This is a genomic window from Alicyclobacillus suci, assembly GCF_017329615.1.
GTDB classification, from domain to species: domain Bacteria; phylum Bacillota; class Bacilli; order Alicyclobacillales; family Alicyclobacillaceae; genus Alicyclobacillus; species Alicyclobacillus suci.
Genome location: NZ_JAFMTW010000032.1, coordinates 1 through 14,095, shown reverse-complemented (window position 1 = coordinate 14,095; position 14,095 = coordinate 1). Strand labels below are relative to the sequence as shown.

Annotated in this window: 12 protein-coding genes; 2 read left to right on the top strand and 10 right to left on the bottom strand. The window is 53.6% G+C overall.

The genetic code is table 11. The features are described from left to right. Positions 1 to 29 precede the first annotated feature (29 nt). The 7 genes from J3482_RS14205 to fdhF form a co-directional block, all read right to left on the bottom strand. Positions 30 to 1,088 (bottom strand): YheC/YheD family endospore coat-associated protein, encoded by a 1,059-nt coding sequence (locus J3482_RS14205; protein ID WP_206922596.1) that lies wholly within the window; start codon positions 1,086 to 1,088, stop codon positions 30 to 32. Beyond that, positions 1,085 to 2,320, bottom strand: a complete 1,236-nt coding sequence (locus J3482_RS14200; RefSeq protein ID WP_206922595.1) for an ATP-grasp domain-containing protein — start codon at positions 2,318 to 2,320, stop codon at positions 1,085 to 1,087. The genes J3482_RS14205 and J3482_RS14200 overlap by 4 nt, the downstream gene beginning before the upstream one ends. 156 nt (positions 2,321 to 2,476) lie before the next feature. Beyond that, positions 2,477 to 2,803, bottom strand: a complete 327-nt coding sequence (locus tag J3482_RS14195; RefSeq protein ID WP_146824788.1) for a hypothetical protein — start codon at positions 2,801 to 2,803, stop codon at positions 2,477 to 2,479. A gap of 13 nt (positions 2,804 to 2,816) precedes the next feature. Further along, positions 2,817 to 3,518, bottom strand: coding sequence for a pirin family protein (locus J3482_RS14190; RefSeq protein WP_146824787.1), 702 nt, complete (start codon positions 3,516 to 3,518; stop codon positions 2,817 to 2,819). 328 nt (positions 3,519 to 3,846) lie between these two features. Beyond that, on the bottom strand, positions 3,847 to 5,448 hold the full coding sequence (locus J3482_RS14185; RefSeq protein WP_206922594.1) for a catalase: 1,602 nt from the start codon (positions 5,446 to 5,448) through the stop codon (positions 3,847 to 3,849). Beyond that, positions 5,448 to 5,984: a helical membrane plugin domain-containing protein gene (locus J3482_RS14180; RefSeq protein ID WP_146824786.1), complete on the bottom strand. Its 537-nt coding sequence runs from the start codon at positions 5,982 to 5,984 to the stop codon at positions 5,448 to 5,450. The genes J3482_RS14185 and J3482_RS14180 overlap by 1 nt, the downstream gene beginning before the upstream one ends. 13 nt (positions 5,985 to 5,997) lie before the next feature. Beyond that, the gene (gene fdhF, locus J3482_RS14175; RefSeq protein ID WP_146824785.1) at positions 5,998 to 8,982 is read right to left on the bottom strand and encodes a formate dehydrogenase subunit alpha; all 2,985 of its coding nucleotides are present in this window, start codon (positions 8,980 to 8,982) and stop codon (positions 5,998 to 6,000) included. A 169-nt stretch (positions 8,983 to 9,151) separates the two neighbouring features. Here fdhF and J3482_RS14170 point away from each other — a divergent pair, with 169 nt between their 5' ends. Together J3482_RS14170 and J3482_RS14165 are read left to right on the top strand one after the other, a co-directional pair. Then, entirely contained in the window at positions 9,152 to 9,931 is a 780-nt protein-coding gene (locus J3482_RS14170) for a formate/nitrite transporter family protein (protein WP_146824784.1), read from the top strand. A gap of 133 nt (positions 9,932 to 10,064) precedes the next feature. After that, positions 10,065 to 10,919, top strand: coding sequence for a DODA-type extradiol aromatic ring-opening family dioxygenase (locus J3482_RS14165; RefSeq protein WP_206922593.1), 855 nt, complete (start codon positions 10,065 to 10,067; stop codon positions 10,917 to 10,919). 73 nt (positions 10,920 to 10,992) lie between these two features. Here the strand turns inward: J3482_RS14165 and J3482_RS14160 are convergent, their stop codons facing one another. From J3482_RS14160 to J3482_RS14150, 3 genes are all read right to left on the bottom strand, one after another. Then, a complete protein-coding gene (locus J3482_RS14160; RefSeq protein WP_206922592.1) occupies positions 10,993 to 11,994 on the bottom strand; it encodes an asparaginase in 1,002 nt (333 codons plus the stop codon). A gap of 446 nt (positions 11,995 to 12,440) precedes the next feature. Further along, on the bottom strand, positions 12,441 to 12,944 hold the full coding sequence (locus J3482_RS14155; RefSeq protein WP_146824781.1) for a phosphatidylglycerophosphatase A family protein: 504 nt from the start codon (positions 12,942 to 12,944) through the stop codon (positions 12,441 to 12,443). A 79-nt stretch (positions 12,945 to 13,023) separates the two neighbouring features. Then, on the bottom strand, positions 13,024 to 13,872 hold the full coding sequence (locus tag J3482_RS14150) for a hypothetical protein (protein ID WP_206922591.1): 849 nt from the start codon (positions 13,870 to 13,872) through the stop codon (positions 13,024 to 13,026). Between the last annotated feature and the right edge of the window lie 223 nt (positions 13,873 to 14,095).

The window sequence follows — 14,095 nt, the reverse complement described above, 5'->3', positions numbered from 1 at the left end:
ATTTTATAGAAAAAAACAAAAGCAGCGCGCTATCTTCTCGCGCGCTGCCTTACGCCAGCCAAGTACATGGCGTAACCGACGGCGTTACGAACCACGTCGAGTTCGATATTCCAAATCGGCGGTGGTCCCGGCCGCCAGTTGACTTCGTAGAGCCACAGACGACGGCGTTCGTCAATTCCGACATCGATGCCCAACTCATCATACGATTGCCCGGATACGCGCTCTAAATGGCGCGCAAGGCCTATGCCAAAATCCGCTAATTCGGCGAACATCGCAGACGACCGGGCGCCAAACTCGCGCTGAAAAAACAATTCCGGGAACATCGTGTACCCACCGCTGCTGAGATTGGGAATGACGCTGTTCGCGCTAGCCATACGCGGATACACTGCAGTCAACGTCCAATCCCCTGTCTTATCCTTTTGCACGTGAATCCGAAAATCGTACGTAGCCCCATCTTTGGTCTGTGAGACGATGAACGGCTGCATCAAATAATCCGTCGTCCGCAGGCGCAAATTCATCACCGACGTCAATTCGGACGCCGTATAAAACTTTGTGACACCTGACTCTATCACCCGATAACGTGCAGCTTGCCGATTTGGTGCTTGTCGCCGAATATAGAAAATCCCCTTACCCTGTCGACCTGACACTGGTTTCACAACGATTTTCCCGTGCTGGTCCGCATAGTCAATCACGTCCCGACCGTCCACCACCCGTCGAGATGGAATCAAGTAATCTGCAAATACTTTTCCAGACAAGATCCGCCGATACACGGTGAGCTTATTGCCGACCGAATGGCTGGTCACAGGAACCGTTTCGAGCATCGCCTCGACGAGCTTCGCCCCAACGCCATCCTGCGGCGTCCTGTCGTTGTAGACGACGTCGGGAAACGGCATAGTTCGCGCGCGATAACGCCCATTTTCATAAACCAGCCCTTGAACGGTCTTTGAAGCCAAGTCAATCCGCCGAGGGGAAAAATAAAACAACAACGCGCCCTCCATCTTCGCTACCGCCTGAAACGCATACAATTTCCGAACCTTTTCAGGATCTCGCCGAAGGTGCAAGTAGCCAATTCTCGGTTTCTCCGTCATCGCGCATACCCGCTTTCTCGCACTGTAAAATGAAGATAACCCGCCGCGCGCATTGCAGCTTCCCGTGCAAAGTCCAGCGAGTCTTCATCCGAAGCGATAACATACGCATAACGATGCCCCATCGACTTCGGGCGCTGAACTTTATCCCCTTTGCGCGGCTTAATCGATACCACGCGAACCCCCGGCACGCGCTCAGCGCGCGCCCGACCTTCAACCGCCTCCAGGATACCTGTTTGATTTACGGTGACAAACTGGGTATACACGTGTTGCCGTGTCCGCCCCCGCAAATCAATCGATTGCCCGACCATCAATCTCAGCGTCTGCTCGGCGAGATTGACCCCATAAGCCAGTTCAATCATCCGATTCATCGCGCTTCCCGACATCCGCGGATTGATTTCAATGACCTTCCACGCATCACCGCGGCGGCGCAGTTCGATATGGCACGGTCCGTGCTCGAATCCGAGCTTCATGACAACGTCCTTCACCGCTTCGCGCAAACTGTCGAGCAACTCGCGCGGTGGCCGAATAAGAACGGCATACCCCGCCACAATCATTCGCCCTTCATGCTTCAACATGTGCTGTTCGACAATCGCGACGATATGAATCGTTCGCCGATGCACCAAAACCTCTACAAGGTATTGCGGCCCACGAATATATTCTTCAATGAGAATTCGCCCGAAGGGAGACTTCTCAGTCAACTGGCGAATGCGGTGCCTGCATTGTTGCGGGGAAAACGCCCGAATGACATCTTTCGAGCCCGCCGAGCCCGGCCGCTTCATCACCACCGGATACCAGCCGATACGACGAACCAGCTGATCAATGGAACGCCGTCCATCGTAGACGAGATACCTCACGTTATAAGGCGTCCCCACCAATGCACTGCGCGTTTTGACCTTGTCTTCCATCACCGCCATCGCGTCTGCCGACAACCGCCCATCGCAAAACTGGTTGTGCAAACGCGCGGCCCGCGAGACATTCGGTTCGACAAAACTCGTAATGGCCCGTATGTCGCGCCCGTTGTCCCGCAAGGATTGAACGACGCCTCGCACCTTCGCCTCCCGCGCCAAATCCGTATATATCATCTCGTCGACATCCGGAAAGTCGCGCGCTTCTTCGACAAACGACTTCCTATCCGTCAAGAGCACCGTATGATAGCCTAAATCCTTCGCGGCTTGAATGGCTTCCCTACTCGACCCGCTCCTCTGACAACCTAGGAACACAATGGTTTCCATCGATTTCAGCCCCCTCGCATCGCCACATAGATATGCCGATGGGGGTACAAGCGCAGCCGATACGTGTCCCTACTACGCGGCACAGCCAAACAAAAAAAGAACACACTGCTCTGCCATTTGGCCGCAGCATGTTCTGATGACCCATCAACCTCTGATTTACGGCTCAAAGTCCCCTGGATGGTAGGCAATCTGCCGGCTCGCCACAATCACCAACGCAGCTTCCTCGTCGCTGTAATCCACCGCGCCATCGCCCGTGTAAAACCAGACTTTCTCTATGGCTACCCCGTTCTTCTCGCGAAAAATAAAAACGTTCACTTCGTCCTTAAGCCGCAGGACTTCGTCAATCTCCGGGGTCTTTGCCGTCTGCACAGTGAACTTCCACCCGCTGCCCTCCTGCGCATAGGTAAAAGGAACGTTTCCTTTATCCGAATCAAACAACACCCGTGATCCGACTCCATGATGAATCCTCAGCCGTTCATGCACCGCAGGGCACCTCCTATGGCAAGTCAATGAGCATCAACCGGGACGGCGATGTCGCGCGGACTTCAAGTTTTGACAATTCCGTAATTCGAGCGGAGTCCCGCTTGTGCAGTTCTGTCTCATCGCCCACCTGGATATCACCGTCAATGACGAACAAAAACATTCGACGCGTCGCCGCCGTCTCATAGCTCCTCGTCTCACCAATCGCCAAGTCGGTGAGATAAATTGTCATGTCCTGGTGAATTTTCGCGACGTGATCAGATGCGTCTGTCGAGACGACCGGCGTCCACCGCCGAGCCAGCGCGTCCACATCAAAACGCGTAATTTCGTAAGATGGCTCAAGTCCGCGCGCCTCCGGCTCAAACCACATTTGTAGCAAGTTGAGTTCTTCATCCGTCGAAGCGCTATACTCCGTGTGAATGATGCCACGACCTGCCGTCATCCGCTGAATTTCACCCCACGACGTGACACCGACATTGCCCAGATTATCCTGGTGCCGCAACTTGCCCGTGAGCACAATGGAGACGACCTCCATGTCACTGTGTGGGTGTGCGCCAAACCCCTTCTGGGGCGCAATAAAATCGTCATTCAGCACGCGCATTGGACCAAAGCGGGTATTATCCGGATTGTAGTAGGGACCAAACGAAAAGCTAAAATTGGAACGTAACCAGTCGTGCTCGGCGTGAAACCGCGAATCAGCTGGGTATACCTCAATCATAACGGTCCTCCTGACGCATCTGCGTTCCTGAAACAAGGCGGCATGCAAGGATACGCCCCATCTGGCCACAGGCACAGATGGGCTCCGCCCATGCACTTCCATCGGGTTAGTTACTTTATTTTTCATCATTATAACTTTGATTGCGCCGAAGATGAACCCCACATCGGAAAAATTGCCCAATGGTCGGGTGCGCGTAGGTCGGGGACCAATGGTAGCCTGGGGGCTTGATCAATCCGCCTCGCTTCCACCAGGCGCCCCCACAAAGATACCCGGCTGGCTACTCTCAGCCAACCGGGTATACTCCTATCCCGCTACAATTCAAATCCACTCAGTACGGTTTCGCCGAATGCGAGTCGTGCACTGCTTCTGTGACTGCAGCGCCAGCTTCTCGCGATCCGAGCGGGCCCGCCACCCCGCCTTGCTGAGCGGCCTTCAATTTCAACCCTTCCGCCACGCGGCGACCGTATTCAGCATCGGCTTTGGTGAAGTGCTCAATCATCTTATCCTGAATCACCTTGCGACACTTGCTTAAGCCATTGACGAGGTTGGCGATTAAATCGTCGCGCTCCCAGTCCTCAAACGCCCGGTAACGCTCGCCGGCCTGCTTAAAGTCGTTGGTCCTGTCAATTTTTTGGCGCACCAAGTGACCGCTGATATATGGCGTGTACTCCTTGCCGCCCTCTTTCCCCTCTTCGAGACCCCCAAGCGACGACGGTTCGTAGTTGACGTGTGGATTCAGCCTATCCACGTGGTATAACATCTGGCCGCCTTCCTGGTTCGTCGCCACGCGCTTGCGCGGTGCGTTGATAGGTAGCTGCAGATAATTGGGGCCCACGCGATAACGCTGTGTATCCGAGTAAGAGAACGTGCGGCCCTGCAGCAATTTGTCGTCCGAAAAATCGAGACCATCCACCAGCACGCCAGTGCCAAATGCCGCCTGTTCGACTTCGGCAAAGTAATTCTCCGGATTCTTATTCAGGACCATTTTGCCCACAGGTAGAAACGGAAACGCTTCTTCCGGCCAGATTTTCGTCGGATCAAGCGGATCAAAATCGAGTTCCGGATGTTCATCGTCACTCATAATTTGCACGCAAAGCTCCCACTCTGGATAATCCCCACGTTCAATGGCCTCGTACAAATCCTGGGTCGCGTGATTGAAGTTTGTCGCCTGAATCTCGGTGGCTTCCCGCTGTGTCAGATTGCGAATACCTTGCGACAAAGGCTGCCAATGATATTTGACAAGCACCGCGACCCCGTCGGCGTTGACCCATTTATACGTGTTGACACCCGAGCCTTGCATCTGACGGTAATTGGCGGGAATGCCCCACGGCGAATACAAGAAAGTCACCATGTGCGTGGCCTCTGGCGAGTTGGCGACAAAGTCGAAAAATCGCTCCTCATCTTGGATGTTCGTCACCGGGTCCGGCTTGAACGCATGCACCATATCCGGAAACTTCATCGCGTCACGAATGAAGAACACTTTCAGATTGTTGCCGACCAAATCCCAATTGCCATCCTCCGTATAGAACTTGACGGCGAAGCCACGCGGGTCGCGCAAGGTCTCTGGCGAATGCGTGCCATGAATGACCGATGAAAACCGCACAAAAACCGGCGTACGCGCACCCGGTGTCTGAAACAGCTTGGCCCGTGTGTATTTCGATACCGGCTCATCGCCCACCTTGCCGTACGTCTCAAAGTAGCCGTGGGCACCAGCCCCTCTGGCGTGGACGACGCGTTCCGGGATGCGCTCGCGATCAAAGTGCGTGATTTTCTCGAGAAAATCGTAGTTCTCAAGCGTAGTCGGACCGCGCCGCCCGACCGTGCGCATGCTTTGATTGTCCGTGACAGGATGTCCCTGGCGATTCGTCAGCGTATTTGCATCCTCTCTATCGACATCGGCCCCGCCCATGCGCCCATTGGTATGTTCCATCAATGATGCCCTCCCTCATCCGCCGCGGACGGCGAATTCTGCACTGCGTGGCTCTGGCTCTGTACACGGAGCTGCACCCCAAGCGCGCGCAAAAAGTCAAATGCGAAACCCAGGGCGAGGCCGACATCCGGGTCACGCATCGCGCCCAGGAGCTTGATTGGCCCTCGTATCGGTTCGATATCACCGTTCTCCGCGCGTTCCGTGGTATTGGTTAACGCTTGGACAACCCCAGATAAAGATGAGACATCGAGGACGCCAAGCATCTGCACAAGTCCCATCACATTCTTAAGGCCCTTTGCATACTGCGGCTTGCCCGCTTGATTGACGACGATTTCCAAAACATCTGTCCCCTGTTCGAGCAGAGCCGTCACCATGTTGAGAAATTCTGTCTCATGGAGACGCCGAGCCAGTTTCAAAATTTGGATCACGGCGTCCTTACTCTCAACCAACTCATCCTCGATGCTCATTTGCGCTTCATAGAATACCTGCTCTTCGGTGATTTCGTGTTGTGCGACCCGCCGTATCGCTTGTGCCATTCGCGCTTCCCTCCTAACGCTGTTTAACTTTGTCCTCTGTCACGGTGTCATCGGTCAGTGGTCGATAATCGCGCCGCTTCCACTTGCGCTCGACCATGACGCCTGGACGGGGCTGCGGATTACCCAATCGGAAATTGCCTCGCACTATTGGCGAAGGACCCTTGCCTTCCAGCACTTCCATCCGCACCGAAATTTCCTTGTACGCTGGCGTATGCGTGATATCGTCATGGTAGCTACTGGTGAGGTAATTCACCGCTTCTTGATCATCCGCCGTATTCATCGGCAAATAGACTTCTTTCCCCGATACTCTATCCGTCACAACGACGCGCAACTTCACCTGGCCATATGGCGAAACCAAACGGACGAGCGCACCGGTCGAAATCTTGCGCTCACGCGCCAGTTCCTTGGAAATCTCCAGGTAGGTAGTCGGGATTTTCTCGCGAATGCCGGCCACCCGATAGGTCAAATTCCCTTCGTGGAAGTGCTCGAGCATCCGGCCGTTATTGAGGTGCAAATCATACACTTCGTTCGGTTGCAGCACCGGCTCGCGATACGTCGGCGCATAGAATCTCGCCTTCTTATCCGGGAAGCCAAATCCGTCCAAATAAAGCACCGGCGTGTCTGTTCCATCTTCCAACACGGGCCACTGTAAACTGTGATATCCCTCCAGCAATTCGTAACGGACGCCCTTCATCAATTCCGTGAGTCCACATGCCTCTTCGAGAATTTCCGACGGGTGTTCGTACGTCCAGTTCGCACCCAATCGATTCGCCAGGTCACGAAGGATTTCCCAATCCGGTCGCGACCCCGCCATCGGCTCGAACACTCGATACAACCGCTGAATCCGACGCTCCGTGTTGGTGAATGTCCCCTCTTTTTCAAAACTCGGCGCCGCCGGGAAGATGACATCCGCAAACTGCGCAGTCTTGCTGAAAAACACATCCTGCACGATAAAAAACTCAAGTTTCTCAAACGCCGCTTGCACGTGGTTGGCGTTGGAATCCACAATCGCCATCTCCTCGCCCATCACATACATGGCCTTGAGTTTCCCCTCGTGAATCTGTTCCACCATCCGATGGTTATCTGCTCCCGGATTCGTCGGCAATTTCACACCCCAAGCCTGTTCGTATTTCGCGCGTACGTTCTCGTCGTCAACAAACTCATATCCTGGCATATACGTGGGCGCACATCCCATATCGCCTGCACCTTGCACATTATTGTGGCCACGCAGCGGATACGCGCCGGTATTCGGACGCCCGACATTGCCCGTCGCGAGAAGCAAATTACATATCGCCGTACTCGTCTCACTGCCGGCGATGTGCTGTGTGACGCCCATAGCCCAACAGATACACATGGAACTCGCATGGTGAATCATCTCAGCCGTCTCAACCAAAATGTCCTTCGACAGTCCAGTTTGCTCCTCGGCATACTCCAAGGTGTACGGTTCCAGCCACTTGACAAAATCGTCAAATCCATTGGCGTGCGTTTCGATAAACTTCGTGTCGTGCCAACCTTGATCAATGATGTATTTGGTCACCGCCGACAGCCAAATCAAATCCGTCCCCGGCTTTGGATGCAAAAAGATGTCCGCCCGATTCGCCATGTCGTTGCGCCGCAAATCCGCGACAATCAATTTCTGTCCGCGCTTCTTATGAGCACGTCGGATACGCGTCGACAAAACCGGGTGAGATTCCGCTGGGTTGGCGCCGACAATCATGACGAGATCGCTATTCGCCAAATCCTTGATAGAACCGGTATCTCCACCGAGCCCGAACGTCCGCTTCAGGCCCTCCGTAGCTGGCGTCTGGCAATAACGCGAACAGTTGTCGATATTATTGGTGCCAATCACGGCCCGTGCGAACTTTTGCATGAGGTAATTTTCCTCGTTCGTACACTTGGACGAAGAAATCAGCCCAATCGCATCTGGACCATGCTTCTCCTTCATCTCCGACAAGCGCTGCGCCGCGTAATCGAGGGCCTCTTCCCAAGACACAGGCACGAATTCGTCTCCACGGCGGATCAACGGCGAAGTTAACCGCTCGTCGCTATTCACGAAATCCCATCCAAACTTCCCCTTGATGCAAGTGGAGATTTGATTGGCTGGTGCCTCCATCTGCGGCTCTACTTTCAATACCTTGCGGCCCTTTGTCCAAACGTCAAAACTGCAGCCGACCCCGCAGTATGTACAGACCGTCTTCGTACGTTTAATCCGCGACTCACGCATCTGAGATTCGATTTCGGAAACGGTAAAAATCGGACCATAACCTGGCTCAATTTCCTTCGTGAGGTGAACCATCGACTCCCACAAAGACGGTCGGATGCCGGTCATATAACCTGCCTCGCCCAACATGTTTTTCTCCATCAGCGCATTACACGGGCACACCGTTACACAATGCCCACAAGAGACACACGACGACTCTTGGATAGGGCGGTCATCATCCCAAATGACCCGTGGATGTTCTCGTTCCCAGTCAATCGACAGGACTTCGCTGACCTGTAGATTCTGGCACGCCTCCACGCAGCGTCCGCAGAGAATGCATTGGTCAGGGTCGTAACGATAGAACGGGTTCGAGTTATCCTGTTCGTACGGCTTCGGCTCGAACGGATACTTTTGGTGTTCGACCCCCATATGCATGGACGTGTTGTGCACAGTACAATTCCCGTTGTTGTTATCGCACACGGTGCAATACAACTCGTGATTGTGCAGAATCCGATTTAACGCCTCCATGCGAACCTCCGGCGACCGGCCAGCAGTACTGATTTTCATGCCGGACGCTGCCTTCGTGGCACATGCCCGCTGAAGTTGCCCATCGACTTCACAAATGCATGTATCACACGTTTCAATCGGCCCCAGCGCCTCGTGATAACAGATATGCGGATAGTGATCATTCACAGACAAAATGGCATCGAGCACACTAGCTCCAGATTCCACCGCGGCCATCACGCCGTCGATTTCGAGTGAGATCAATTGCCCATTATGGGAATCACTCTGGCTCATCATCTCAACTCCTCTTCAGGTTGTTAACAGTCCCATACATGTAACCCATACATTGTCCACAAACTACAACAGAGTAGCTTTCTACCTGTACAAGTTTTTGGAATTGGTGAGCTGGTTATTCACGTCCATAGCAATCTTGGCAATTCGCTCAGAAAGGGGTTCAAAAACGATGTTTCACACACCACAAAAAATCGCTGAAATCACCGTAAACGCAGGTGAAAGCAAAGCCCGACTGCCGATGCTGAGCTTACTGATACTGGGTTTTCTCGCAGGCGCGTTTATCTCCATCGGCTTTCTCCTCGACATCCGCGTCAGTGGAGATCTCCCACCGCAATGGGGCTCATTCGGCTCCTTTCTCGGGGCTGCCGTCTTTCCGGTCGGACTCATCCTATGTGTGTTGGCCGGCGCCGAATTGCTCACAGGTGCGTTGATGTCCCTGCCGATGGCCGCCTTCGCGGGACGTATTTCGTTTGGCTTGTTGATTCGCCACTGGATTGTGGTGCTCATCACGAACTTCATCGGCGCAGTATTTGTCGCATACTTCTTCGGCCACATTGTCGGTTTGACGGAAACTGGTCCATATTTGACGAAAACCGTTGCCGTGGCCAACGCCAAACTAGCGGACAATTTCGGTCAAGCCTTTTTCTCCGCCATCGGCTGCAACTGGTTCGTCTGCCTTGGCGTATGGCTTGCCTATGGCGCCGAGGACTTTTCAGGAAAAATACTCGGTATCTGGTTCCCCATCATGGCGTTTGTCGCGATTGGGTTCCAACACGTAGTGGCCAATATGTTTGTGATTCCTGCAGCCATCTTTGCTGGTCAGGCGACGTGGGGGCAATACTTTAGCAACTTTGTTCCAGTGATGCTTGGCAACTTAGTTGGCGGTGCTTTATTTGTCGCCGTAGCTTATTACCTCGTTTACCTGCGCAAACCGTCCCAACAGGCATAACCGAAAAACCACGACTAAGGGCCCGAAAGCGGGCTCTTTGTTCGAGGTTTCATCTCGTCAACATTTCAAATACTCTGAGTGTTAATATAGAGGGGAATCGGGCGCGTACAAGCCCGTTGAAAGGAGTTAACACATGAGCCATCCATTTGTGTTTGCTTGTGTCACACCACACGGGCTCCCCATCCTCGAAGAACTTTCTGGCGATGAGCCAGATTTAATGGCGAAAACGAGACAAAGTATGCAACAGCTGGGATCTTGGATGCACGAAGCCGCTCCCGACACCCTCATCGTATTGACGCCACATGGGTTAAAAATTGAAGGGATGTTTTCCGTGTCCACGTCATCTTTCATGGCTGGGGAGATGTCCGAACAGACGGTCGCCATGATGGTCGGAGATGAGCGCCCAGACAAAGGGGTGACTCTACATTTCAAGCGCAGCGTAGACAGGGATTTAGCCAACGCGATGGTGACTGGCGCAAAAGCGCAATCCATCCCCGTTGCGGCAGCAAACTTTGCCACTACGCAAGGGCCGTTTTCCACCCTGCCGCTCGACTGGGGCGCCATGGTGCCACTCTACTTCATGCCAAATGTACCCATCGTCGTCATCACACCCTCGCGCAGCCTCTCGTATGATGACCACCTCGCCATGGGACGCATCATCGCCCAGCAAGTTCGTCAATCAGGGAAACGTGTCGGCCTCATCGCGAGTTGCGACTGGTCGCACGCACACGACGCGCGCGGCCCTTATGGTTTTCACGAGAACGCCAAAGCGTTGGATACACAAGTCATCGAACTATTTAAGACGAACGCACTGGAGCAGATGACGTCGTTCTCAGACGCCTTCATCCATCACGCGAAACCCGACGGCATTTGGCAGACCCTCATGCTCGCAGGCGCCATCCCGGAAGCATCGCGTAAGAGCACGTTTCTCTCGTATGAAGTACCCACTTATTTCGGGATGATGTGCGTCGCATACCACGCTTCATAGAGAATTCAGGTGGGGCAGTCGCCCCACCAATCGAACACTGTTCTGTTGCCAAACAAGTCTACTATCAGAAAGCTTAAGCCAAGCTGAGCTCAAAATCGGCCACAATCTCTCCGACCACTTCGTCTCGCGTGTTTTTCACTTCTGGTACCACATACTTTTGCAACGCCTTAAGTTCATCACTCGATAAAACACCCAAACTCGTCAGTGTCCGAATGACTACTGGTGGAATGACACGCGCATTGCCATCTCGCACTTTCATCGCAATCCCGACAGATTGCTCCGGAATCGCCACCATCATGAACCCTTCTGCTCCACCTTTGGCGAGAATACGACCGTGTGTCGCCGTCATCAAATCCGTATCAAACCTGTCCGTCCCAGCCACCAGCTGAGGATAGGCTCTCATCGCACTGGAGATTTGGCGCATTGCGTCACCGTGTACGAACCCGTCAGGATGAGCGAACTTCGCATACGCCTTCGCCCAATTCCGAACAGGTAGCGCGTGTACCGGAATGCCACACCCATCGACACCAAGGACGATGTCTTGCTGGTGCACCTCCGTCAACTCGGCAACCACCTGTAATATGGCTTGTTGCAAAGGATGATTCACCTGGTGATACGTGTGTATATCGGCGCCCACATGCTTCGAATAAGCCAACATACCCGAATGTTTCCCCGAACAGTTGCTGTATAGAGAACTGAGTGACTTTCCTGCTTGAATCAGTCGATCATATGTCTCCATGCTATGCGGCATATGCGGGCCGCATTGAAGATACGATTCATCGAGACCAATCTTTTCGAGAATCCGTTCAACCCGCTGCGTATGCTGCAGTTCACTACTATGCGATGCGCAAAACAGCGCTAAATCCGCTTCGTCAAAACCATAGGAAGCCATCGCACCTGACTCTACCACGGGAATCGCCTGTAACGGTTTACATGCGCTACGCGCAAACGTCACCAATGTTGAATCTCCAAACTCGCCTACTAATTTGCCTTCACTCGATACAACGGCTATCACACCGGCATGCACGCTCTCGGCAATGCCTCCTCGCGTGACATACGCGAATGGTTTGTCCATATCCGGCACCTCTTTGCTGTCTTTTACAATACAATTGATACCTTTAGGTTACCACAAAGGTCGCAAAGCGCTATGCGATTTCCGCACATCGGAGCCCAAATTATGATTTACGTCGCAACGTTGGCCATCACCGAATGAGATATAGAGGAAGTCAATGAAGCCAAACCGGCGCGCTGCCGGATTGGGTACATATTTCGAAATACGCAGGTCAAACTAAAACTCCTCACATAACAAAACTCTAAAAAAGGTGATGCGACCATGATGACCAACGAACCAGAGGAATTGCCGCAAGTAGATAAACCGGAGATTGAAGAAACCACGCCACATCCGGACACACGAAGTCCATCGGCCGAAACACCCACAACGGTGCGCTAGAACCGACAACTTGTGAGCACCTGGTTGCCACATTGTGACAGCCAGGCGCCAGCAATGAACACACAAGCCCGCTACGAAAACAATTCTAGCTCATGCCCATGGGCAATTCGGCTCGATGCGGCCGCCGCAACGGCACCGACGAGATCGTCCAAAAATGTGTTCACCTTTCCCGTCGATTTATCGTTCAACGACTCAAGAATGCCATGCTTCAATTTATCAATATATCCATAATTGGTATAACCAATGGTTCCATAGAGGTTGAGTATGGATAACGCCAAAATTTCATCCACGCCATATAGACTTTCATCGCGCTGAATAATATCCAGAAGAGGCCGCTTCAGCAATCCGTCTTCCGCCAAGGTATCCAACTCAATGCCTGTCAAAATCGCATTTTGAACTTCGTGTTTTGCGAGCACCCGCATCACACTCTCCACACATTCCTCAATGTTCAAATCTGGTATGTAATCCTTCTGAAGGAAGTAAGTCAAATCCGCAATATCCTGGATTTCCACCCCGCGACTTTGCAGTGCTTCAATCGCTACCTGGGTTCCAGTTTCGGTCGTTTTCTCTAACAAGATGTTCCCTCCTGACGATTCACTTAAAACCCTGGCCAGGCATGTGTTTAGCCATTGACCAGGGTGCAAAATCTGTGATTTATCCACGATTCCCTTGTGCTGTAATGGACGGAAGTTTCGCCGTCTTCGATACGGTAATGGTGCTTAACATTTGCGGAGCTTGATTGCGGCCTGTGACCACGACGGCATATTGGCCAGCTTTTGTCGCATGTAACACATGAGTTCCTGTTACAAGGGCATTCGTGGGTCCACTTGTGGTGGCACCACCGACACCCGTTCCTCCTCCAGCTCGCGTGCCGCCCGCAAAGCCGGCTGCGGTACCGCCCGCTGCACCACCCGTAAAGCCGTGTCCAGGCGTTCCACCGTTAAACGCAGTCAATCCCGGCGCCGTCACACCCCCACGCGTCCCGGTCACAGTACCTGCTCCAGTCACGCCTGCACCTGCAGCATTCTGCCCAATGACAGTTTGCCCATTCCACGTAAGCCCAGCCGCTGCAGCCGCCCGCTGTGTGACAACGACAATGTTCGTGTTTCCGGCTTGATTCGCCCCGACTTTAGTCCCTGTTCCCTCTACCCGAATGGTCCAGCCAATTGGCACTGTGACATGCGAAATGTGCTGATTGGTCCCAGCCAGTGTCGCCGTCCGCCCCACATTCTGATAACGCAATACAATCGCTTTGTGGGCCGCATCCACTTGAACCGTGTGGCGCTGATTCGCATCCGTCGCCACATCGCCCACACGACCATGATTCCCACCATTCCGCCATCCTGTGGTGGCGTTCCCAACGGTATTCATCCCTTGCCCAACAGCGTTACCAACCCCGCCAACGAACCCACCAACAGCGGTATTATTTGCCGTATTGCCACACCCTGCAATCGGCAACAGCACCGAACAGGCAAGCACAAGTGCACAAACTTTCCCCTTCACCAAACTCCCCCTCGCACATTCGAATTCGCTACAGTTTTCCCCCACCGATTTCCGGCCTATCCGCCACCGCAACACGCAGGTATTGGCAGCATCTGTGGCACCAGAGCAGATTCGGCGCACTTCGCCCAACACAAAAAGAGCCCCAAGGTCCCGCCTTCTCAGCGTTCCCCTCAGGGCCCTTCTCTCTCGCCTGGCAACGTCCTACTTTCCCAGGAGGTCTCCC